The sequence below is a fragment of the Streptomyces sp. JH34 genome (assembly GCF_029428875.1).
Taxonomy (GTDB): Bacteria; Actinomycetota; Actinomycetes; order Streptomycetales; family Streptomycetaceae; genus Streptomyces.
In genome coordinates this window covers 2,752,464-2,774,601 of the sequence record NZ_JAJSOO010000001.1, presented here as the reverse complement: position 1 = coordinate 2,774,601, position 22,138 = coordinate 2,752,464, and the positions used below count along the sequence as shown (strand labels likewise).

General features: G+C 71.7%; 22 protein-coding genes. 6 read left to right on the top strand and 16 right to left on the bottom strand.

Annotated elements, in window-relative coordinates; genetic code table 11:
* Window positions 1-44 precede the first annotated feature (44 nt).
* From LWJ43_RS12050 to afsQ1, 3 genes are read right to left on the bottom strand one after another with little or no spacing between them, the layout of a single operon-like run.
* Window positions 45-698, bottom strand: coding sequence for a hypothetical protein (locus tag LWJ43_RS12050; RefSeq protein ID WP_277335870.1), 654 nt, complete (start codon window positions 696-698; stop codon window positions 45-47).
* Entirely contained in the window at window positions 698-2,230 is a 1,533-nt protein-coding gene (locus tag LWJ43_RS12045; RefSeq protein WP_277332281.1) for a sensor histidine kinase, read from the bottom strand. The genes LWJ43_RS12050 and LWJ43_RS12045 overlap by 1 nt, the downstream gene beginning before the upstream one ends.
* Window positions 2,227-2,904 carry a two-component system response regulator AfsQ1 gene (gene afsQ1 / locus LWJ43_RS12040; RefSeq protein ID WP_015578482.1) on the bottom strand — a complete coding sequence of 226 codons (678 nt, stop codon included), beginning with the start codon at window positions 2,902-2,904 and terminating at the stop codon, window positions 2,227-2,229. Before afsQ1 ends, LWJ43_RS12045 begins: the two co-directional genes overlap by 4 nt.
* Before the next feature lie 172 nt (window positions 2,905-3,076).
* On the opposite strand from afsQ1, the gene LWJ43_RS12035 reads away from it, so the two are divergent.
* The gene (locus LWJ43_RS12035; RefSeq protein ID WP_277335869.1) at window positions 3,077-3,823 is read left to right on the top strand and encodes a SigE family RNA polymerase sigma factor; all 747 of its coding nucleotides are present in this window, start codon (window positions 3,077-3,079) and stop codon (window positions 3,821-3,823) included.
* A 184-nt stretch (window positions 3,824-4,007) separates the two neighbouring features.
* Here the strand turns inward: LWJ43_RS12035 and LWJ43_RS12030 are convergent, their stop codons facing one another.
* The gene (locus LWJ43_RS12030) at window positions 4,008-4,712 is read right to left on the bottom strand and encodes a uridine kinase (RefSeq protein ID WP_277332280.1); all 705 of its coding nucleotides are present in this window, start codon (window positions 4,710-4,712) and stop codon (window positions 4,008-4,010) included.
* A 63-nt stretch (window positions 4,713-4,775) separates the two neighbouring features.
* Between LWJ43_RS12030 and LWJ43_RS12025 the strand changes: the two genes are divergently transcribed.
* A complete protein-coding gene (locus LWJ43_RS12025) occupies window positions 4,776-5,201 on the top strand; it encodes a hypothetical protein (RefSeq protein ID WP_277332279.1) in 426 nt (141 codons plus the stop codon).
* Window positions 5,202-5,263: 62 nt separating this feature from the next.
* On the opposite strand, the gene LWJ43_RS12020 is transcribed toward LWJ43_RS12025, so the two are convergent.
* Genes LWJ43_RS12020 through deoC form a run of 3 tightly spaced genes read right to left on the bottom strand, consistent with a single transcriptional unit; the run spans window position 5,264 to window position 8,599 of the window.
* Entirely contained in the window at window positions 5,264-6,151 is an 888-nt protein-coding gene (locus LWJ43_RS12020) for an aldehyde dehydrogenase family protein (RefSeq protein ID WP_277332278.1), read from the bottom strand.
* Window positions 6,144-7,607: an aldehyde dehydrogenase family protein gene (locus LWJ43_RS12015; protein ID WP_277332277.1), complete on the bottom strand. Its 1,464-nt coding sequence runs from the start codon at window positions 7,605-7,607 to the stop codon at window positions 6,144-6,146. The genes LWJ43_RS12020 and LWJ43_RS12015 overlap by 8 nt, the downstream gene beginning before the upstream one ends.
* Window positions 7,608-7,612: 5 nt before the next feature.
* Window positions 7,613-8,599, bottom strand: a complete 987-nt coding sequence (gene deoC, locus LWJ43_RS12010; RefSeq protein WP_277332276.1) for a deoxyribose-phosphate aldolase — start codon at window positions 8,597-8,599, stop codon at window positions 7,613-7,615.
* Window positions 8,600-8,723: 124 nt separating this feature from the next.
* Here deoC and LWJ43_RS12005 point away from each other — a divergent pair, with 124 nt between their 5' ends.
* Window positions 8,724-9,362, top strand: a complete 639-nt coding sequence (locus LWJ43_RS12005) for a PH domain-containing protein (RefSeq protein WP_277332275.1) — start codon at window positions 8,724-8,726, stop codon at window positions 9,360-9,362.
* Window positions 9,363-9,539: 177 nt separating this feature from the next.
* Here LWJ43_RS12005 and LWJ43_RS12000 read toward each other — a convergent pair whose 3' ends face one another.
* From LWJ43_RS12000 to LWJ43_RS11970, 7 genes are all read right to left on the bottom strand, one after another.
* Window positions 9,540-10,277: an ABC transporter ATP-binding protein gene (locus tag LWJ43_RS12000; protein WP_277332274.1), complete on the bottom strand. Its 738-nt coding sequence runs from the start codon at window positions 10,275-10,277 to the stop codon at window positions 9,540-9,542.
* Window positions 10,274-10,870, bottom strand: coding sequence for a hypothetical protein (locus tag LWJ43_RS11995; RefSeq protein WP_277332273.1), 597 nt, complete (start codon window positions 10,868-10,870; stop codon window positions 10,274-10,276). The genes LWJ43_RS12000 and LWJ43_RS11995 overlap by 4 nt, the downstream gene beginning before the upstream one ends.
* Window positions 10,867-12,096 (bottom strand): hypothetical protein, encoded by a 1,230-nt coding sequence (locus tag LWJ43_RS11990; RefSeq protein ID WP_277332272.1) that lies wholly within the window; start codon window positions 12,094-12,096, stop codon window positions 10,867-10,869. Before LWJ43_RS11990 ends, LWJ43_RS11995 begins: the two co-directional genes overlap by 4 nt.
* Window positions 12,097-12,223: 127 nt before the next feature.
* The gene (locus LWJ43_RS11985; protein WP_277332271.1) at window positions 12,224-12,661 is read right to left on the bottom strand and encodes a hypothetical protein; all 438 of its coding nucleotides are present in this window, start codon (window positions 12,659-12,661) and stop codon (window positions 12,224-12,226) included.
* A gap of 175 nt (window positions 12,662-12,836) precedes the next feature.
* Window positions 12,837-14,477 (bottom strand): phospho-sugar mutase, encoded by a 1,641-nt coding sequence (locus LWJ43_RS11980; protein WP_277332270.1) that lies wholly within the window; start codon window positions 14,475-14,477, stop codon window positions 12,837-12,839.
* Window positions 14,478-14,545: 68 nt separating this feature from the next.
* On the bottom strand, window positions 14,546-15,370 hold the full coding sequence (locus LWJ43_RS11975) for a purine-nucleoside phosphorylase (protein ID WP_277332269.1): 825 nt from the start codon (window positions 15,368-15,370) through the stop codon (window positions 14,546-14,548).
* A 103-nt stretch (window positions 15,371-15,473) separates the two neighbouring features.
* Complete coding sequence (locus LWJ43_RS11970; RefSeq protein WP_277332268.1) at window positions 15,474-15,911, bottom strand: gamma-glutamylcyclotransferase; 438 nt, start codon at window positions 15,909-15,911, stop codon at window positions 15,474-15,476.
* 252 nt (window positions 15,912-16,163) lie between these two features.
* Between LWJ43_RS11970 and LWJ43_RS11965 the strand changes: the two genes are divergently transcribed.
* From LWJ43_RS11965 to LWJ43_RS11955, 3 genes are all read left to right on the top strand, one after another.
* Window positions 16,164-17,603: an NAD(P)H-quinone dehydrogenase gene (locus LWJ43_RS11965; RefSeq protein WP_277332267.1), complete on the top strand. Its 1,440-nt coding sequence runs from the start codon at window positions 16,164-16,166 to the stop codon at window positions 17,601-17,603.
* A gap of 84 nt (window positions 17,604-17,687) precedes the next feature.
* Window positions 17,688-18,449, top strand: a complete 762-nt coding sequence (locus LWJ43_RS11960) for an isocitrate lyase/PEP mutase family protein (RefSeq protein WP_277332266.1) — start codon at window positions 17,688-17,690, stop codon at window positions 18,447-18,449.
* A gap of 155 nt (window positions 18,450-18,604) precedes the next feature.
* The gene (locus tag LWJ43_RS11955; RefSeq protein ID WP_277332265.1) at window positions 18,605-19,573 is read left to right on the top strand and encodes a DeoR/GlpR family DNA-binding transcription regulator; all 969 of its coding nucleotides are present in this window, start codon (window positions 18,605-18,607) and stop codon (window positions 19,571-19,573) included.
* Window positions 19,574-19,606: 33 nt separating this feature from the next.
* Here LWJ43_RS11955 and LWJ43_RS11950 read toward each other — a convergent pair whose 3' ends face one another.
* Window positions 19,607-20,209 carry a TetR/AcrR family transcriptional regulator gene (locus tag LWJ43_RS11950; protein WP_277332264.1) on the bottom strand — a complete coding sequence of 201 codons (603 nt, stop codon included), beginning with the start codon at window positions 20,207-20,209 and terminating at the stop codon, window positions 19,607-19,609.
* Between the two features lie 90 nt (window positions 20,210-20,299).
* Complete coding sequence (locus LWJ43_RS11945) at window positions 20,300-22,054, bottom strand: acetyl/propionyl/methylcrotonyl-CoA carboxylase subunit alpha (protein WP_277332263.1); 1,755 nt, start codon at window positions 22,052-22,054, stop codon at window positions 20,300-20,302.
* Window positions 22,055-22,138: the final 84 nt, after the last annotated feature.

Here is a 22,138-nt window from a genome sequence, read left to right as displayed (position 1 = left end):
GGGCCCGGGGCGGGAGGCGGCTCCCGCGGGCGTCCGGGAGGACGTCAGGACAGCTCGAGCGCCCCCAGGGTGGGTACCTCGCCCGGCCGGCTCTTCGTCTCCGACGTGCAGAGATAGCCCCGCGGCGTGTACTTCCCCGGTCCGCCGAGCATGACCGACCCCCCGGATCCGAGGGACTCGTTGTCCGCGTAGGAGCACACGACCTGCGCGAGCGCCTCGGCCGGCAGGTCGTCCGGCTGCTCGCTGAGCCGCAGTGTCCCGGCCGGGTCCCCCTTGCGTGCGGCGGAGACCCGCAGCCCCGCCGGAACGTCGGTGGAGAAACCGGCGCGCCGCTCGTCGGAGTCCGGCTCCCCCTGCAACTCGCCCAGGAGCGCCTGTGCGACCAGGAGGGGGTCGGACCGCGACTCGTCGATCTCGACCGTGCGCTCCACCGTCACCAGCTGGGAGGCGCAGACCAGGTAGATCCGCACGGAGACGCTCTCCGGCGGCGGTGCGGTCGCCGCCGCCTCCGACGCGGTCCGGCACGGCATCCGGGAGGGTGCCGCCCCGGCGTCCACCGGGACCGACGTGCTGCGGATGCCGCAGCCCGTGGCCAGCGCCGCACCCGCCACCACGGCGGCCAGCGCGGCAACGGCCCCGCGACGCCCCCGCACCGTACGACCCCCGCGCGGTGCGCCGTACGTCCGCTCGCCGCGCATCACGCCGCGCCGCCCTTCTCGTCGCCGTCCGGGTCGTCCGACCCAGGAGCACCGGTCAGCCGCTCCGCGTCCCGCGGGAGCCGCAGCACGAACACCGCGCCCTCGCCGTCCGGAAGATTCGATGCGGTGATGTCGCCACCGTGGATGTGGGCGTTCTCCACCGCGATGGACAGGCCGAGACCGCTGCCCTCGGAGCGGGGGCGTGAGGCACTCGCCTTGTAGAAGCGGTCGAACACATGGGGCAGGACTTCCTCGGGGATGCCCGGCCCGTGGTCGCGCACCTCGATGACCAGCTCGTCCTCGTCGGTCCGTACGGAGACCCGTACCGGCGAACCGCCGTGCTTGAGGGCGTTGCCGATCAGATTCGCCAGGATCACGTCGAGCCGGCGCGGATCCAGCCGCACCATGATGCCGCGCTCCGCGTCGAGATCGACCGCGTCCAGCCAGGCCCGGGCGTCGATGCAGGCGGTCACCTGGTCCGCGACGTCGACCGTGTCCAGGACGAGCCGTGCGGTGCCGGCGTCGAAACGGGTGACCTCCATGAGGTTCTCGACCAGGTCGTTCAGCCGGCGGGTCTCGCTCACCACCAGGTGCACGGCCGGAGCGATCATCGGGTCCAGGCTGTCCGCCTCGTCCTCCAGCACCTCGGCGACCGCCGTGATCGCGGTCAGCGGGGTGCGCAGCTCGTGGGACATGTCGGCCACGAAGCGGCGGCTCGACTCCTCCCGCGCGCTCATGTCGGCGACCTTCTTCTCCAGGGAGCTCGCGGCCTTGTTGAACGTATGGGAGAGGTCGGCGAGTTCATCGGTGCCGGAGACCACGAGACGGGTGTCGAGCTTGCCCTCGCCGAGCTTGCGCGCCGCGTCACCGAGCCGTTGCACCGGCCGCAGCACGGTCGTCGCCGCGGCCTGGGCCAGCAGCGCCGAGCCCACCAGGGCCAGCGCCGTCGCGATCCCCAGGGACCACGCCAGCGAACTGAGGTCCTCCCGCTCCTGGTCGAGCGACTTCAGCATGTACCCGGCAGGACCACCGCCGATGATCTTCGTACCCGCCACCAGATAAGGCGTGTTGCCCAGCGTCGTACGCTGCCAGAACAGGTGGTACTCGTAGGTGTTGGCCGACGTCAGCGGTTGCTTCTTGTTCACCTGCTTCTGCAGCGAGGCGGGCACGTCGGCCTTGGTGAACGAGTCCAGGTCGGACGAACCGGTGACGGGCTTGCCGTCGTGGGTGCCGATCAGCAGCACGTGGTAGCCCGGGCCGCTGTGCGCCATCTGCTCGGCCGCGTCCCGCAGATCGTCCGCGGTGGGCTCCAGCGGCAGCGACGCGGCCCGGTTCTGCATCTGACGGCGGAAGTCGCCGAGCGCCGTGTCCTGCGTACGCGTCAGGACCGCCTCGCGGTTGAGCCAGTACGCGATGCCCGACGCGGACACCGCCGCCGTCAGGGCCACCAGCGCGAACACGATCAGAAGGCGCAACCGCAGGCTGGTCCAGCGAAGACCCGCGAGTATGGAGCGTTTCGCGGAATCGCTCACTGAGGCGAATCCAGCCGGTAGCCCACACCGCGCACGGTACGGATCAGGGTCGGCGAGGACGGCACGTCCTCGACCTTCGCCCGCAGCCGCTGCACACAGGCGTCCACCAGCCGGGAGTCACCGAGGTAGTCGTGCTCCCACACGAGACGCAGCAACTGCTGCCGGGACAGGGCCTGTCCGGGGCGGCGGCTCAGTTCGAGCAGGAGCCGCAGCTCGGTCGGCGTGAGCTGCAGGTCCTCCCCGTTCTTGGTGACGGTCATCGCCGAGCGGTCGATGACGACACTCCCGAACGTCGCCGAGTCGGTGGACTCCCTCTCCCCGCGGCGCAGGACCGCGCGGATACGGGCGTCGAGCACCCGGCCCTGTACGGGTTTCACCACGTAGTCGTCCGCGCCGGACTCCAGTCCCACCACGACGTCGATGTCGTCGCTGCGCGCGGTCAGCAGAATGATCGGCAGTTGGTCGGTGCGCCGGATCCGCCGGCAGACCTCGAAACCGTCGATCCCGGGCAGCATCACGTCCAGCACGACCAGGTCCGGCCGCTGCTCCCGGAGCAGCTCCAGGCCGTCCTCTCCCGTCGCCGCGGTGGCCACACGGTGGCCCTGGCGTGACAGCGAGAGTTCGAGGGCTGTGCGGATGGCGTCGTCGTCCTCGATCAGCAACAGGAAAGGCACGTGGGCCATTCTGGCCCATGGTGGTGCCACGTTTCGACAATCCCCCCGAGTTGATCGGCCGACATGCCCTGTGACAGCCCTGTGACAGTCGGGGGACAGCGCCATGAAATCGCCCCGGCAAGCTCAGTGGCACACGGAACGAACGGACTCCACCGATGGGGGGCGCCAGATGATGAACGCACTGCACAGCAGCACCTCAAGCGCAGTTGTCACGCGCCTTCACGACGTCGGGAGGAGCCCGGAGAAGTCCGGTGCCGCAGGACGGGGGCGTGCACGTGGCGCCGGGCGTCAGCACTCGTCGTACCTGACGATGGTTGACGTGCCCACGGGGGAAAACGGGGGAAGCGCGTACGGGGAGGGCTCGGGGGACCGGTCGCTCCCGGACCGGACGGAGGACGCCGAAGCCGCGTTCACCGCCTACGTCCAGGAGCGCCGTGCCTCCCTGTACGCGACCGCCTACCACCTGACCGGCGACCGGTACGAGGCCGAGGACCTGCTGCAGAGCGCCCTCTTCTCGACGTACCGGGCCTGGGACAGGATCAGCGACAAGGCGGCGGTCGGCGGATACCTCCGCCGCACCATGACCAACCTGCACATCAGCGCCTGGCGCAGGCGCAAGCTCAACGAGTACCCGACCGAGGAGCTGCCGGAGACGGTCGGCGACACGGACGCGATGCGGGGCACGGAACTGCGGGCGGTGCTCTGGCAGGCGCTCGCGCGGCTGCCCGAACTCCAGCGCACCATGCTGGTCCTCCGCTACTACGAGGGCCGCACGGACCCGGAGATCGCGTCCATCCTCGACATCAGTGTCGGCACGGTGAAGTCGAGCATCTGGCGGTCGCTCCGCCGGCTGCGCGAGGACGAGGTCCTCAGCTTCGGACGTGACGAGGAGGAGTCCTTCGGCGAGCTGGTGGCCTGAGGTCTGCGGGGGGAACGGGGCCCGGGGGGACGGGAAACGGGGGACACGGGGGACACGGGGGAAAAAGGCCGCAGCCTCGGGGGAGGCGGCGGTACGGGGGTAGCACGCAGCGGGGGCGGACAGGCCGGGGGGTCCTGTCCGCCCCCGTCGCGCGTGCCCGGGGCCGCGCGTCACGGCCGGCGGCTCAGTTCGGCACCCGGCTCCGCGGGGTCCGGCAGCGCCCGGCCGCCGCTGAGGCGAGCCGGCCCAGCGCCTCGTCCTTGCCGCAGGGGTACGCGCCGAGCGCCGTCTGGCGGGCCACGATGCCCCGCTCGGCCCTCATCAGCCGCCAGCCGCGGCGCAGCAGGAACGGCACCGACTTCCGCCCCTCGCGCAGATCGCGCAGCAGCCGCCGGCGGAACGTCGTCACCGGCCGGCCGCGCAGGCACAGAGCGTCCGCGAGCAGGCCCAGTTCCTGGCAGCGCTCCACTATGTCCGCCGCGAAGATGCCCTCGGCGACGAACAGGGGCGTGCGCTCGATGTCGAGCGTCTCCTGGCCCGTCCGCGCGCTCGTGGCGATGTCGTACAGGGGGACGGACGTACGCCCGGTGGCGCACAGCTCCGCCACGGCCGCGACGGCGCCGTCCGCGTCCCAGGACAGGGCGGAATCCCAGTCGATGTCCGTGCTGCCGGTGACCCGCGGCAGTGTCGGGTCGTTTCCCTCTTTGTAGAAGTCGTCCAGGCGAAGCACCGGGAGACCGCTGCGGGCCGCGAGGGAGGACTTGCCGGAGCCGGACGGACCGGCGAGCAGCACGACGCGCGTGGGGATCGGTTGGGAACTCACAGAACAGAAGTGTGAGGCATTGACCCGCGTAGGGGATCCCCGGGAGGTCCTGTTGGTATCGAGCATCACACCTCAACTACTCTGCGCGCACGGATGATTACCCGACACGTCCCGATCAGGTGGGAAAACATGGCACGTCATGCACTGTCCAAGCCCCGGCACCGCACTCTGCTGCGTGCCGGTCTGACCCTCACCGCGCTGGGCGCGGCACTCGGCGCCGGCGGGGCGGCGGCCCAGGCCGCGCCGCTGCCCGCCCCGCCCGCGACCGGCGCGGACACCGCGGACAGCACGCTCGGGGCGGTCGGGGACGCGGCGGCGCCCGCGCTGACCAGCGCGCTCGGTTACGGGCTCGCCGGGGCCGTCAAGCCCGTCACCGACCTGCAGATCGACCCGCTGGCCGGGACGGGCGTGGACCCGCTGGACAACGCGGTGGGCACCCAGGTCGCCGATTTCAAGCCCGTGACCACGGCGCTGGTCACCGATCCGCTGACCAGCGGCGCCGCGCTCAGCGATCTGCCCGTGGTCGGAGAGGTGACGGGCCTGGTCACCGGCTGACCGTCGTACGCACATGGGTGTGGGGCCGCCCGCGCGGGGCGGCCCCACACCCGTGCCCGGGGTCAGTAGGAGGAGCCGGAGGCTCCCAGTGCGCCCGTCGGGTGCCAGACCGTCTTGGTCTCCAGGAAGGCCGTCAGACGATGTGTCCCCGGATCGGCCGACCAGTCCACAGCCTGTGGACGGAGGACGCGCTTCAGGTTGTCGGCCGCCGCGATCTCCGACTCCTTCGCGAGACCGGCGTCGGCTCCCGTGAGGTCGATGGCGTTGACGTCCTGGTGGGACGCCAGCGTGGGCGCGAGCTCCGCCGCCCGTCCCGACAGGATGTTCACCACACCGCCCGGCAGGTCCGACGTCGCCAGGACCTCGCCGAACGAGAGCGCGGGCAGCGGCGCGTCCGCCGACGCGACGACGACCGCGGTGTTGCCCGTGGCGATCACCGGGGCGATCACCGAGACCAGACCCAGGAAGGACGAATCCTGCGGGGCCAGGACCGCGACCACGCCCGTCGGCTCCGGGGTGGACAGGTTGAAGAAGGGTCCCGCGACCGGGTTCACCCCGCCCACGACCTGGCCGATCTTGTCCGTCCAGCCCGCGTACCAGACCCAGCGGTCGACCGCCGCGTCGACGACCGCCGCCGCCTTGGACTTCGACAGCCCCTCGGCGTCCGCGACCTCGCGGACGAACTGGTCCCGGCGGCCCTCCAGCATCTCCGCGACGCGGTAGAGGATCTGCCCGCGGTTGTACGCGGTCGCGCCCGACCAGCCGCCGAACGCCTTGCGCGCGGCCACGACCGCGTCACGCGCGTCCTTGCGGGACGACTGCGGGGCGTGTCCCAGCCACCTGCCCTTCGAGTCGTTCACCTCGTACACCCGGCCGCTCTCGGAGCGGGGGAACTTGCCCCCGACGTACAGCTTGTAGGTCTTGAAGACGCTCAGTCGCCCGTCAGACATCGAGGTAGGCCTCCAGACCGTGACGGCCGCCCTCGCGGCCGAAGCCCGACTCCTTGTATCCGCCGAACGGCGAGGTCGGGTCGAACTTGTTGAACGTGTTGGCCCACACCACACCGGCGCGGAGCTTGTTCGCCACCGCGAGGATGCGGGAGCCCTTCTCCGTCCAGATGCCCGCCGAGAGGCCGTACTGCGTGTTGTTGGCCTTGGCGACGGCTTCGTCCGGCGTGCGGAAGGTCAGCACCGAAAGCACCGGGCCGAAGATCTCGTCGCGGGCGACGGTGTGCGCCTGGGTGACCCCGGTGAAGAGGGTCGGCGCGAACCAGTAACCCGAGGAGGGCAGTTCGCACGGCGCGGACCAGCGTTCGGCGCCCTCGGCCTCGCCGGTCTCGACGAGCGCGCCGATCCGGGCGAGCTGCTCCGCGGAGTTGATCGCACCGATGTCGGTGTTCTTGTCCAGCGGGTCGCCGAGCCTGAGCGTGGACAGCCTGCGCTTGAGGGCGTGCAGCACCTCGTCGTGCACGGACTCCTGCACGAGGAGCCGCGAACCCGCGCAGCAGACCTGGCCCTGGTTGAAGAAGATGCCCGTGACGATGCCCTCGACGGCCTGGTCGACCGGTGCGTCGTCGAAGACGATGTTCGCGCCCTTGCCGCCCAGTTCGAGGGTGGCCTTCTTGTCCGTGCCGGCGATCTGCCGGGCGATGGCCTTGCCCACGGCGGTCGAGCCGGTGAAGGCGACCTTGTTCACGTCGGGGTGCGAGACGAGCGCCTCGCCCGCGTCGCCGTACCCCGTGAGGATGTTGACGACGCCCTTGGGCAGGCCGGCCTGCCGGCAGATGTCGGCGAAGAACAGCGCGGACAGGGGTGTCGTCTCCGCGGGCTTCAGCACCACGGTGTTGCCGGTGGCGAGCGCCGGGGCGATCTTCCAGGCCAGCATCAGCAGCGGGAAGTTCCACGGGATGATCTGGCCGGCCACCCCGAGCGGGCGGGGGTTCGTGCCGGCGTTTCCCTCTGTCGTCCTCCGGCCGAACCCCGCGTAGTCGAGCTTGTCGGCCCAGCCCGCGTAGTAGAAGAAGTGCGCGGCGACCAGCGGGAGGTCCGCGTCGCGGGTCTCCCGGATCGGCTTGCCGTTGTCCAGGGTCTCCAGGACGGCCAGTTCGCGCGAACGCTCCTGGATGATCCTGGCGATCCGGAACAGGTACTTGGCGCGCTCGGAGCCGGGGAGCGCCGACCACGTCCCGAACGCCCTGCGAGCCGCCTTCACGGCCCGGTCCACGTCCTCGGTGCCCGCCCGCGCGACCTCGGAGAGCACCTCCTCGGTGGACGGACTGACCGTCTTGAAGACCTTGCCGTCGGCAGCCTCGGTGAACTCGCCGTCGATGAAAAGGCCGTAGGAGGGAGCGATGTCGACGACGGAGCGGGACTCCGGTGCCGGCGCGTAATCGAAAGCAGATGCCATGGGGATCAGTCCACCGTCACGTAATCGGGGCCGGAGTAACGGCCGGTGCTGAGCTTCTGGCGCTGCATCAGCAGGTCGTTCAGCAGGCTGGAGGCGCCGAAGCGGAACCAGTGGTTGTCCAGCCAGTCCTCGCCCGCGGTCTCGTTGACCAGCACGAGGAACTTGATCGCGTCCTTGGAGGTGCGGATCCCGCCCGCCGGCTTCACGCCGATCTGCACGCCCGTCTGCTCCCGGAAGTCGCGCACGGCCTCCAGCATCAGCAGGGTGTTCGCCGGGGTGGCGTTGGTGCCGACCTTGCCGGTCGACGTCTTGATGAAGTCCGCTCCCGCCAGCATCCCGAGCCAGGAGGCCCGGCGGATGTTGTCGTACGTGGACAGCTCACCCGTCTCGAAGATCACCTTCAGCCGCGCTGAGCCGCACTCGGCCTTCACGGCGACGATCTCGTCGTAGACCTTGAGGTAGCGGCCGGAGAGGAAGGCGCCGCGGTCGATCACCATGTCGATCTCGTCGGCCCCCGCCGCCACGGCGTCGCGGACGTCCGCGAGCTTGACGTCCAGGGCGGCGCGTCCCGCGGGGAAGGCCGTCGCGACGGACGCGACCTTCACCCCGGAGCCGGCCAGCGCGGCGACGGCGGTCGCCGCCATGTCGGGGTAGACACAGACGGCAGCGGTGCGCGGGGTCGTGCGGTCGGTGGGGTCGGGGTTGACCGCCTTGGCGGCCAGAGCCCGGACCTTGCCCGGGGTGTCCGCGCCTTCCAGCGTCGTCAGGTCGATCATCGAGATGGCGAGATCGATGGCGTACGCCTTGGCGGTCGTCTTGATCGAACGGGTGCCGAGGGAGGCGGCGCGCGCTTCGAGGCCGACGGTGTCGACGCCGGGCAGCCCGTGCAGGAAGCGGCGCAGCGTGCCTTCGGACGCCGTCGCGTCGGCGAAGGGGCTGCCTCCCTGCCCGGACGGAGCCGCTGGCTCGGGAGAGGGTGCAGTGGTGGGCATGGTCACCACATGAGCATATCTACGCGCGTAGCGACCTGTACAGGGCCCCACCCGTTTCGTGCCTTCCCCAGGCAGGACACGGCCCCTCCGCGTCCCGGGCGCGGCTTCAGGCAGAATCGGGACCATGACGAGCCCCACACCCCCCGCCGAGCCCGCCTACGCCGACCGGACCTTCCGGTCGGGCGCCGGGCTGGTCAGCGGCGCGCTGCTGATCCTGCTGGTCGGCTGGATCGGCGGCGACGCGGTGGTCCAGGGCAAGGGATGGGTGCCGTGGCTGGCGCTTGCCGCGCTGCTGACCGTGATTCCGCTCATCGTGGCGTTCACCCTGCGGCCCGCGGTCTTCGTCGACGAGGAACGGATCCGGATCCGCAACCCGTTCCGCACGATCGTGCTGCCCTGGACGGACGTCTCCACCGTGCGCGCCACCTACTCCAGCGAGATCTACACGCACAGCGGCGCCAAGTACCAGCTGTGGGCGGTCCCCGTCTCGCTGCGTGAACGCAAGAGGGCGGCCAGGAAGGCCACCCAGCAGGCGCACGACGACCCGTACGGCCGGACCTCCGTGCACGCCGACGTCCGGGACTCCCACGCCCGCGCGGCCGCCGCGGACCAGACGGTGGGCGACCTGAGGGAACTCGCCGAGCGCGCCGGCCGCCGCGAGGAGCAGGCCACGACCACCGCGTCGGTGCGCTGGGCCTACGAGGTGATCGCCCCGGCCGTCGTCGGTCTGGTGCTGCTCGTGGTGCTGCTCGCGATCGGCTGACGGGGCCGTACGGACGGGAGATCGAGGGTCCGAGCGAGGCCGGGTCCGTTGATCTCCGTCCAGCCGCGGCAGCGGATCCGGGGCCGGCGCCCGTGGCCGTCGGTGTGCTCGGCGGGCAGCGGGCGCGACGCCGCCGCGCCCACCCCCCCGTTCGGCAGGCGCGGCGGTTTCCCCGGCTCAGTCCCGCAGCGTCAGCGCCGTGTAGGCGGCCTCTGCGTGGCGGGAACCGGGGGTGTCCGCGGGGGCCTTGCCGAGGAAGCCGTCGGTCGTGCCGTCGAACCGAATCCGTCCCTCGGCCAGCACGGTGATGCGGTCGGCGTCGTCGGCCAGGTCCGCCACGTCGTGCGTCGACATCAGGACGCTGAGGCCGCCGCCGTCCACCGCGGCCGTCAGCAGGTCACGGAACACGCGCCGCTGAGTCGGGTCCATGCCCGCCGTGGGCTCGTCCAGGAGCAGGACACGGCAGTCGTGCACGAGGGCCGAGGCCAGGCCGAGGCGGCGCAGCTGCCCGCCCGACAGGATCCGCGCCTTGTCGTCGGCGCGGTCCCGGAGGCCCACCCGGGTGAGCGCGTCCCGCGCCCGGTCCCAGGCGTCCGACCGGCCCATGCCCTTCAGCCAGCCGCTGTAGGCGACCTGTTCCCTGGCCGTCAGCCCGGCCATCGCCGTGATCTGCTGCGGCATCCAGGAGACCAGCCGGCGGTAATCCCGTGCCGTCGACGGGACGGTGCCGCAGCTGATCCGGCCGGTCTCCGGCCGGGCCACGGACGCCCCGAGCCGCAACAGCGTCGACTTGCCCGCTCCGTTGGGGCCGAGGAGGACGGTGAGGCCGTCCCGGAGCTCGTACGAGAAGCCGGTGAGGACGGGCCGGCTCCGGCGCTTGTACCGGTAGGCGCAGTCGGTGAACGTGATGCTCATGGGCGCGGTCCTTGCCGAGTCGTCATGACGTGGTCGAGTGCGATCCCGAGGAGCGCACAGGTCCCCGCCGCGACGGCGGCGACGGGGGAGTGGAGGGCGTGCCCGGTGACCGCCCAGGGGAAGAAGTCGTCCGCGGTCCGGTGCCCCACCAGGACCACCAGGAAGATCCAGGCCGTGGGCAGCACGATGCTCGACCGCCCCATCCAGCCGCGCCCGCACAGCGCGAGCCCGGTGAGGAAGAGCGTGTTGCGGCCCGCGGAGACGACCGCGGGGGAGTCCAGGAGGAGCCCTCCGGCGGCGGTGAGTGCCATGACCGCGGCGACGGTCCCGGCGGCGAGCGCCGTGTCGAGCCGGGCGACCCGCCGTGTGCCGGTCGCCTCGGCCGCCTCCAGCCGGGAGTCGAGGCACTGGACGAGGGCGCCCACCACGAGGAGCGGGGTGAAGCCCGCCAGCAGGACGCTGTTCCCCGCGGTGACGCTGATGGCGGGGAGGACGACCGTCCCGTCCTGGAAGAGGAAGGTCAGCAGGACGAACGCCGCGAGGCACGGGGCGAGCACGGTGTGGGCCAGCCGCGTCTTCAGCCACCAGATCACGTGGACGCCTCGCAGGCGGACCGGGTGACGGTCCTGTACCAGGCGACCTGTTCGGCCGTGGACTTCCCGGCGACCTGGGCCACCCCCTTCAGGACCTCACGGTGCTGTGCCCGGGTGTAGAACGGGTCGCCCGCCGCGATCCGCTCGTAACCGGACATGGTGCCGGTCTTCCCCTCGAGCCAGAGGAGGACCGCCCGCCGCAGCGTCGGCTGCGGCGCCTCGCAGGGGAACGTCACGTAGGTGCTGATGATGTCGGCGCTCACCCGGTGCTCCCGGTGAGCCGTGGACAGCAGGAGGTACGCGGACTCCTTCGTGTCGTCCGGGGTGAACCTCCCGTAGTTCAGCGCCTCTTCGACACGCTTCGGCGGTTCGTCGACGACCTGGTACTTCTTCAGTACGGCGAACGTCCGGTCGACCTCACCGCTGATGCTCTCCGCGTCCTTCCCCGCGCTCACCGGGAGGCACACCTCGGGGGCGCTGCCCGTGCACCTGGTCTCCACGGCCCGGACGTGGACGCTGGGGTTGTAGTTCCAGTCCTTCACGATGCTGTACGAGGCGAACGTGGCGCCCGCGCACACGGCGACCGCCGGCGCGGTGCGCAGCAGCACGTGACCGCGTGCCCCCAAGAGACAGACCGCGACGGCCAGACCCAGGGTGGGGAGCAGGTGCCCCGCCATCGAGGCGGCGGTGGCGGTCTCGGCGAAGCCGATGTGCGCGAAGTACTCGCCGGACATGTGCCGCAGGTAGAAGGGCTCCAGGGCATGCGGGTACGACACCAGGAGGAAGACCGCACACGCCATGACGGGCACGGCCAGTGCGGGCTTGAGCCACTGCCCGACGGTGAAGCCGATCACTCCGTGGGCCGCGCAGAGCACCAGCCCGAGCAGCAGCGGGGGAAGGCTGTCCGGCGTGGGCCACGTCGGCCGTTCGGCGAAGGCGAGGACCACCGGGACGAGGAGCACGAGCCAGCCGACCGCCACTACGGGCGCCAGGGTCCGGGTCACGACCGCCCAGCCGCGCCGGTAGGGCGCCAGCTCACGGACGCGCGACTCCTTGAACCGGGCGCCCTGCCAGGCGGCGGCCGCGGAGACCAGCGCGTAGGAGAGGGCGTAGACCTGCTCGATCGACCGCTGGACCAGGGCCGGCGCGTACGGGTACGGCCAGTATGCGACCTGGTCGTGGGTGGAGAAGAAGTAGAAGGAGAGCGTCAGTCCGAGTGCCGGCACCAGGGCGAAGGGAGCGGTTGACGATCGTAGGAGGGTCGGTATGCGCACGGTGTCTCCGGCGAAGGTCCAGGGTGGCACCCGTGGGAAGCCGGGTGCCACCTGCGGTCGTTCCAGGCGTCGGGGATGCCTAGTCGGATTTGGACGTGTCGACGTACACCGTGCCGACGTTCAGGAGGCAGCAGGAGCCGCCCTGGGCGACCTTGTCCGCCTCGAACTGCAACGTGTTGGTGCCGCTCGGGACGTTGGTCCACTGGCCGTTGCTGGTGCTGCCGTCGAAACAGGCCGTGAACGTCTTGGTGCCGAGGCTCTCGTTCGGGAGGACCGAGTAGTAGTGCCACAGCTTCACGACGACCGACTTGGTCGTGCCGTACTGCGCGAAGCAGTCGGTGAACTGGATCTGGGAGTAGGTGCCCTGGTCCTCCCAGGTGCGCGACTTCTCGCCGTCGGTCCAGCTGTTGATGTAGCTGGACCAGTTGGCGGAGGCGGTCGACGGGTTGACCATGACCAGCGCCGCGGTGGCGGCCAGGGCCGCCCCGGCTCTCTTGACGGACCGTGAGATCTGCATGAATTTCTCCTCGTTCATCGGCGGAACAGATGGAGAATATGAAGATCATGAAAGCCGCTCCAGATCGTTTACGGCCATGATCGCTTGCATTCTGGCGTGACCATGACCGGAAAGCGCCGTGCTGCGACCGGTGCGCGGGGCGGGGGGGGGCTGCCCCGCCCCGCGCGGGCGGCGGTCAGATCCCGGCGGCCGCCGAGAGGTCCCGCTTGATCTCCGCCAGCAGCTCCGCGCCCCGGGCGCGGGCCGCGGGCAGGCCGTCCGCCGAGCCGACCGGGACCACGACCTCCAGGTAGCACTTGAGCTTCGGCTCGGTGCCGCTCGGGCGGACGATGACCCGGGCGCCGGTCAGGTGGTAGCGCAGGCCGTCGGTGGGCGGCAGGGCGTCCGTGCCCAGGGAGAGGTCCTCGGCCGAGGTGACGGGCAGGCCCGCCAGTGCGGTCGGGGGAGTCTCGCGCAGGCGACGCATGGCGTTCGCGATGACCGTCAGGTCCTCGACCCGGACCGACAGCTGGTCCGTGGCGTGCAGGCCGTGCTCGAGCGCGAGGTCGTCGAGCAGACCGAGGAGCGTGCGCCCCTTCTCCTTGAGCACGGAGGCGAGTTCGGCGATCAGCAGCGCGGCCGTGATGCCGTCCTTGTCGCGTACGCCCTCCGGGTCGACGCAGTAGCCCAGTGCCTCCTCGTAGCCGTACCGCAGGCCGTCGACGCGGGCGATCCACTTGAAGCCCGTCAACGTCTCCTCGTGGCCGAGGCCCGCCTTCTCCGCGATCCGGCCGAGGAGGGAGGAGGAGACGATCGACTCGGCCAGCACCCCGGTCACGCCACGGTCCACCAGGTGGGCGGCGAGCAGCGCGCCGACCTCGTCGCCGCGCAGCATCCGCCAGCCGCCCTCGGCCGACGGGTCCGGTACGGCGACGGCGCAGCGGTCGGCGTCCGGGTCGTTGGCGATGACGATGTCCGGCTCGGCCCGGCGCGCGGTCGCGAACGCGAGGTCCATGGCGCCGGGCTCTTCCGGATTGGGGAAGGCGACGGTGGGAAACGCCGGGTCGGGCTCGGCCTGCTCGGCCACCAGCACCGGATCGGGGAAACCGGCCCGGGCGAAGGCGGCCGTCAGGACGGAGGTGCCGACGCCGTGCATCGCGGTGTAGACGGTGCGCGCGGTACGGGGCGACCCCGCGCCCATGACGGCGTCCGTCCGCGCGAGGTACGCGGCCAGGACCTCCTCGCCGAGGACCTCCCAGCCCGACTCCGGGCGCGGTACGCCGTCCAGCGGGCCGACCGCGGCGATCGCGGCGGCGATCTCCGCGTCGGCGGGGGGCACGATCTGCGAGCCGTCGCCGAGGTAGACCTTGTAGCCGTTGTCGCGCGGCGGGTTGTGGCTGGCCGTGACCTCCACGCCGGCGACCGCCCCCAGGTGCCGTACGGCGTACGCGAGGACCGGGGTCGGCAGCGGACGAGGGAGCACGGCCGCGCGCAGACCGGCGCCGGTCATCACGGCCGCCGTGTCCCGGGCGAAGTCGGCCGACTTGTAGCGGGCGTCGTAGCCGATGACGACGAGTCCGCCGTCCTGCCCGTGCGCCTTCAGGTACGCGGCCAGGCCGGCGGCCGCGCGGATGACGACCGAGCGGTTCATGCGCATCGGCCCCGCGCCGATCTCGCCGCGCAGGCCGGCCGTGCCGAACTGGAGCGTCCCCGCGAAGCGGTCGGCGAGCGAGCCGAGGTCCTCGGCGTCGATGAGCCCGGCGAGTTCCGCACGGGTCTCGGGGTCCGGGTCCTCGGCGAGCCAGGCCCTGGCCCGCGTGATGAGGTCCTGCTGCACGGTGTCCGCCTTTCTGCGGTGCGGTGCGGTGCGATGCGATGCGGTCCGGGCGTCCGGATCCGCGGGGATCAGATCCGGTCCAGTACCCGTGCCAGCAGTGCGCCCATCTGCGTGGCGGAGTCGCGGCCGGCCTGGAGGACCTCCTCGTGGTTGAGGGGTTCGCCGCTCAGGCCCGCCGCGAGGTTCGTGACCAGGGAGATGCCCAGCACCTCGGCACCCGCCTCACGGGCCGCGATGGCCTCGAGCACGGTGGACATGCCGACCAGGTCGCCGCCCATGACACGGACCATGTTGATCTCGGCCGGGGTCTCGTAGTGAGGGCCGGGGAACTGCACGTACACGCCCTCTTCGAGCGTCGGGTCGATCTCCTTGCAGAGCGCGCGCAGGCGCGGCGAGTACAGGTCCGTCAGATCCATGAAGTTCGCGCCCACGATCGGCGACGCGGCCGTCAGGTTGATGTGGTCGCCGATGAGGACCGGCTGGCCGGGGCGCATGCCCTCGCGCAGCCCGCCGCAGCCGTTCGTCAGGACGACGGTCCGGCAGCCCGCGGAGACGGCCGTGCGGACGCCGTGCGCGACCGCCGCGACACCGCGGCCCTCGTAGTAGTGCGTGCGGCCCAGGAAGACCAGGACGCGCTTCCCGCCGATCCGGTACGAGCGGATCGTGCCGCCGTGGCCCTCCACCGCCGGGGCGGGGAAGCCGGGCAGCGCGGTGACCGGGAACTCGGCCTCCGGGATGCCGAGCGCATCGCCCGCGGGGGCCCACCCGGAGCCCATCACGAGGGCGACGTCGTGGGTCTCGGCGCCGGTCAGCTCGCGCAGGCGGGCGGCGGCGTCTGCGGCGGCGGCGTGCGGGTCGCCCTGGATGTGGTCCGGAATAACAGATGCGTTCACGCGGATGAGGGTAACCGCTGAATCCCTACGCGCGTAGATGTGTCGGCGCAGAGTCTGGCCGGTCCTCTTCGTACATTCGTACAGAAGCGGGTCGTGGCAGGGCTCAGCAGGGGTGCTTGCGGAGGTTCATCACATAGTCGTGCGGTGCGCCGGCGGACTCGGCCGCGTCGGCCACCTCGCCCAGGTAGCGGGCCGAGGGCAGCCCGCCCTCGTAGCCGTTGAGGACGTACATCCAGGCCGGCTCCTCGCCGTCCAGCGTGTGCACGCGCACCCGCATGCGCCGGTAGACGTCGAGGCCGACACCCTCCCAGCGGTCCATGGAGTCCTCGTCCATCGGGGCCAGGTCGTACAGCGCGACGAACACCTGGGAACGGGGCGCCTCCACCACCGTGGCCAGCGCGCCCTCCCAGCCCATCTGCTCCCCGCCGAAGGTGAGCCGCCAGCCGTTGAGCCAGCCCGTGCTGCGCAGCGGGGAGTGCGGTGCGCGGCGCGTCATCAGCCGCGCGTCGAGGTTGCCGGCGTACGCGGCGTAGAGCGACATGGGGTCGAGGGTACGGGAGGGGATGCCGCGTGTGCCGGTTCCGGCGGGGAAGACGCCCGGTCGTGGGAGGTGCCGCGGCGGCCGGCGGCCGTGGCCCGGCCAGGCTCGTTCCCGTATGGAGGGCCCCGGAGCGAAGCACCTTGGCGCGTGCGGGACAATGAATTACGTACTGCATACGCCGGGGCGATCCCCCGGACCCCCGGCCGGGGCGGCATACGGCCGCGGGATGACACCACGCGAGGCGGACTTTTCGTGACCCGGATCGTGATCATCGGCGGCGGCCCCGGCGGCTACGAGGCGGCACTGGTCGGCGCCCAGCTCGGCGCGGAGGTGACCGTCGTCGACTGCGACGGCCTCGGCGGCGCGTCGGTCCTCACCGACTGCGTGCCCTCCAAGACCCTGATCGCGACGGCCGAGGTGATGACCACCTTCGACTCCTCGTACGAGGAACTCGGCATCATCGTCGCCGACGACACCCCGCACGTCGAGCAGGCCGCCCGGGTCGTCGGCGTCGACCTCGGCAAGGTCAACCGACGGGTCAAGCGACTCGCCCTCGCCCAGTCGCACGACATCACCGCCTCCGTCACCCGCGCGGGTGCCCGGGTCATGCGTGGCCGCGGCCGTCTGGACGGCCTCCAGGCCGCCGACGGCTCCCGCCAGGTCGTGGTGACGGCGGCCGACGGCACCGAGGAGCGGCTCACGGCCGACGCGGTGCTGATCGCGACCGGCGGCCACCCCCGGGAGATCCCGGACGCCCAGCCCGACGGTGAGCGAATCCTGAACTGGACCCAGGTCTACGACCTGGACGAGCTCCCCGAGGAGCTCATCGTGGTCGGTTCCGGTGTCACCGGCGCCGAGTTCGCCGGTGCCTACCAGGCGCTCGGCTCGCGCGTGACGCTGGTCTCCTCCCGTGACCGCGTGCTCCCGGGTGAGGACCCGGACGCCGCCGCCGTCCTGGAGGACGTCTTCCGCCGCCGCGGCATGAACGTCATGGCCCGCTCGCGCGCCCAGTCGGCCAAGCGCGTCGGCGACCGCGTCGAGGTCACGCTGGCCGACGGCCGCGTCATCTCCGGCACGCACTGCCTGATGGCCGTCGGCGCGATCCCCAACACCGCGGGCATGGGCCTGGAGGAGTCCGGGGTGCAGCTCAAGGACTCCGGGCACATCCGGACCGACCGGGTCTCGCGCACCAGCGCCCCCGGCGTGTACGCGGCCGGTGACGTCACCGGGGTGTTCGCCCTTGCCTCCGTCGCCGCGATGCAGGGCCGTATCGCGATGTACCACTTCCTCGGCGACGCGGTGGCGCCGCTGAACCTGAAGACGGTCTCCGCGAACGTCTTCACCGACCCCGAGATCGCCACCGTCGGTTACAGCCAGGCCGACGTCGACTCCGGCAAGATCGACGCCCGCGTCGTGAAGCTGCCGCTGCTGCGCAACCCGCGCGCCAAGATGCAGGGCATCCGGGACGGCTTCGTCAAGATCTTCTGCCGGCCCGGCACCGGCATCGTGGTGGGCGGCTGCGTCGTCGCCCCCAGGGCCAGTGAGCTGATCCACCCCATCGCGCTCGCCGTCGACAACAACCTGACGGTGGAACAGATCGCCAACGCCTTCACGGTGTACCCGTCCCTGTCCGGCTCGATCGCCGAGGTGGCCCGGCAGTTGCACACCCGCAAGAGCGCGGGCGAGGCGTAGCGCCGGCCCCTCGCGGTCCTTCCGCCGCCGGGCCGCGCCCGGTCGGCTCGTAGTCCGTGGTGATCCGGGGGTAGCGTCCCCGGCATGGACCTTCGTACCACCGTCGAGCGCGCTCGACGCCTCAAGCAGATGCACGCCGAGTACAGGCCGCTCGTGCTTCCGACCGTCTGGGACGCCTGGTCCGCACGGATTGCGGCCGACGCCGGGTTCCCGGCGCTGACGGTCGGCAGCCATCCGCTCGCCGACTCCCGGGGGGCCGGCGACCACGAGGGGCAGACCTTCGAGGAGGTGCTCGCCGCCGTCAGGCCGATCATCGCGGCGGTCGGCGTCCCGGTGTCCGTGGACCTGGAGGCCGGATACGGACAGGAGCCCGCGGATCTCGTCGCCGGACTCGTCGAGGCCGGCGGCGTCGGTCTCAACATCGAGGACACCGTCCACTCGGAGGGCGGACGCGTGCGCAGTACGCAGGAGCACGCGCGTTACGTCGCCGGCCTGCGCGCGGCGGCCGACGACGCGGGGGTCCCGGTCTGGATCAACGGGCGCACCGACCTCTTCCTGCACGCGGAGGACGCCTCCGGCGTCCTGGACGAGGCGATCGGTCGGCTGCGGGCCCTGGAGCAGGCCGGCGCCGACAGCGTCTACCCGGTGACCATCCAGGACGACGACGACCTGCTCACGGCGGTGACCGGCGCCGTCGGCGTCCCCGTGAACTCCACGGCCCACCCCGTCAAGCACGATCTCGAGCGTTTCCGCCGCCTCGGCGTCGGCCGGATCACCTACGGCCCGCTGCTGCAGTTCGCGATGACGGACGCGATGAAGGACATGCTGCGCCCGTGGGCGCCCTGAAGGCCGCATCCGGATCGCCGGGCGGACCGGAGGGACCGGGAGAAAGTCCTTGGGCAGGGGCTTCTATATCACCAAGGGCCCCTGCCTATGCACAACTTCTGTTATTCGGCGCAAACTGCTGAAAAGCAACCCACGGTCAGGTTACTGTCAGTTTCGTGTTCGCTGCAGAACGTCGTCAATTGATCCTCGAAATGGTGCGCGCCAACGGGGCGGTATCGCTCCGGGAGCTCGCCCGCGTCGTCCAGACCTCCGAAGTGACCGTACGGCGAGACGTGCGTGCGCTGGAGGCAGAAGGACTCCTCGACCGCCGGCACGGCGGTGCGGTATTGCCGGGCGGTTTCACGCGGGAGTCCGGCTTTCCGCAGAAATCCCATCTCTCCACCGCGGAGAAGACGGCCATCGCCGACCTTGCGGCCGGGCTGGTCGGTGAGGGCGAGGCCATCGTGGTCGGCGCCGGGACGACCACGCAGGAGCTGGCGCGCCGGCTCGCGCGGGTGCCCGGCCTCACCGTGGTCACCAACTCGCTGCTGGTCGCCCAGGCGTTGGCCCATGCCAACCGGGTGGAGGTGGTGATGACGGGAGGCACCCTGCGCGGGAGCAACTACGCGCTCGTCGGCAGCGGTGCCGAGCAGTCCCTCCAGGGACTGCGGGTGAGCCGGGCCTTCCTCTCCGGGAGCGGTCTGACCGCGGAGCGTGGGCTGTCCACGTCCAACATGCTCTCGTCGAGCGTGGACCGGGCCCTGGTTCAGGCGGCCGCGGAGGTGGTGGTCCTGGCGGACCACACGAAGCTGGGTTCCGACACCATGTTCCAGACGGTGCCCACGGAGCTGATCACCCGTCTGGTGACGGACGAGCCGCCGGCCCACGACGAGCGTGCGGCCACGGAGCTGCAGGCCCTGGCCGACCAGGGGGTGGAGATCACGGTGGCGGGGCGCGGCGCCGAGTCCACGCCCGGTGAGGCCCTGCCGCCGGGACGGCAGGCGCGCCAGGACATGCCGCTGCCGGGCCAGCGGCGCACCCAGGGGAGCCACGGAGGGCCGGGAGGGCTCGGTCCGCAGCTGCGGAGCGCGGCCGCACTGGCGGAGGGGCCGGTGGGCCGGGTCGCGGACATGCGGCGCCGGTAGCCACGGACGCGGGGCGCCGGGAGGCGCCCTTGTTCAGCCGCCCTGGAGAGGGCCGGCCGGGTCCGCCTTCAGGCCGCGCAGCGTCAGCCGCAGCAGGCGGTCGGCCAGGGCGGGATCGGCGGGGGACTGCTCGGCGGCCAGTGCGATGGCGTTGGTCAGCTGCAGGAGGTCGTCGATCGACACGTCCGCACGCACCGAGCCGCTCGCCTGCGCTCGGGTCAGCAGCTGTGCCCCCGCTTGCCGCAGGGACATGTGACATCCGGTCAGTTCCGAGGTCTCGTCGCCAGAGGCCGACATGAGTCCATGGGCAAGACCGCGGTACTCACCCGCATGAGTGACGACCGCACCCAGCCACTCCACCAGCGCGTTGCACGGCTGGTCGGCCCGCGCCAGCTCGCGGGAGCGGGCCAGCAGTGCGGCCAGGGCCTCCTGGAACACCGCGTTCATCAGGGCCCGGCGGTTCGGGAAGTGCCGGTAGAGCGTGCCGATGCCGACGCCCGCCCGCCGGGCGATGTCCTCCAGCGAGGCATCGGTTCCCTGGGCCGCGAACGACGTACGCGCCTCGCTCAGCAGCCGGTCGTGGTTGCGTCGCGCGTCGGCGCGCATCGGCCGCGCCGGTGTCGGTGCCGTGCTCATCGCCCTGTCCTCCTGGTGTCCGCGCCGCGTCCCGAGGATGCCACTGGGGGCCCGGCGGTCGCCGGGCCCCCAGTGACTGAGAACGGGAGCTCAGTCCTTGATCTCGCAGATCACCGCGCCGGACGAGAGCGACGTGCCGACCTCGGCCGACAGGCCCTTCACCGTGCCGGAGCGGTGGGCGTTGAGGGGCTGCTCCATCTTCATGGCTTCGAGGACGACGATGAGGTCGCCCTCCTTGACCTCCTGGCCCTCCTCGACGGCGACCTTGACGATCGTGCCCTGCATCGGGGAGGCGAGGGTGTCACCGGAAGCGGCGGAGCCGGACTTCTTGGCCGCGCGACGCTTGGGCTTCGCGCCGGCCGCGAGACCGGTGCGGGCCAGGCTCATGCCGAGCGAGGACGGCAGCGACACCTCGAGGCGCTTCCCGCCGACCTCGACGACGACGGTCTCGCGCCCGGACTCCTCGTCGGCGTCCTGGTCCGCGGGGACCGCGAAGGGCTTGATCTCGTTGACGAACTCCGTCTCGATCCACCGGGTGTGGACCCGGAAGGGGTCCGCGGTGAAGGCCGGGTCGGCGACGACGGCGCGGTGGAAGGGGATGGCGGTGGCCATGCCCTCCACGGTGAACTCGGCCAGCGCGCGGGCGGCGCGCTGCAGCGCCTGCTCACGCGTCGCGCCGGTCACCACGAGCTTGGCCAGCAGCGAGTCCCACGCCGGGCCGATGACGCTGCCGGACTCCACGCCCGCGTCCAGGCGGACACCGGGGCCGGTGGGCGGGGCGAACAGGGTCACGGTGCCGGGAGCGGGCAGGAAGCCGCGGCCCGGGTCCTCGCCGTTGATCCGGAACTCGAAGGAGTGCCCGCGCACCGCGGGGTCGCCGTAGCCGAGCTCCTCGCCGTCGGCGATGCGGAACATCTCGCGGACGAGGTCGAGGCCGGTGACCTCCTCGGTGACCGGGTGCTCGACCTGGAGGCGGGTGTTGACCTCCAGGAAGGAGATCGTGCCGTCCACGCCGACGAGGAACTCGACGGTGCCGGCGCCGACGTAGCCGGCTTCCTTCAGGATCGCCTTCGACGCCGCGTACAGCTCAGCGTTCTGAGCCTCGGACAGGAAGGGCGCCGGGGCCTCCTCGACGAGCTTCTGGTGGCGGCGCTGGAGCGAGCAGTCACGGGTGGAGACGACGACCACGTTGCCGTGCTGGTCGGCCAGGCACTGCGTCTCCACGTGCCGCGGCTTGTCGAGGTAGCGCTCGACGAAGCACTCGCCCCGGCCGAACGCCGCGACGGCCTCACGGACCGCGGAGTCGTAGAGCTCCGGGATCTCCTCCAGCGTGCGGGCGACCTTCAGGCCTCGTCCGCCGCCGCCGAACGCCGCCTTGATCGCGACCGGCAGGCCGTTCTTCTCCGCGAACTCCACGACCTCCGCCGAACCCGACACCGGGTCGGGCGTGCCGGCCACCAGCGGCGCACCGGCGCGCTGGGCGATGTGCCGGGCGGCGACCTTGTCACCCAGGTCCCGGATCGCGTGCGGGGGCGGCCCGATCCACGTCAGACCGGCGTCCAGCACGGCCTGGGCGAACTCCGCGTTCTCCGAGAGGAAGCCGTAGCCCGGGTGGACCGCGTCCGCTCCCGAGTCCTTGGCGGCCTGGAGCACCTTGGCCATGTCCAGATAGCTGGCGGCCGGGGTGTCACCGCCCAGAGCGAACGCCTCGTCGGCCGCGCGCACATGCAGAGCATCCCGGTCCGGATCGGCGTAGACGGCCACGCTCGCGATTCCGGCATCCCGGCAAGCCCGAGCAACACGGACAGCGATTTCGCCACGGTTGGCGATGAGCACCTTGCGCACGATGACTCCCTCCTTGAGAACAAGCTGAGTTTAGGGACTACCGACACGGCCGTACGACCCGTCCCCAATAGTGAACTTGCCCAC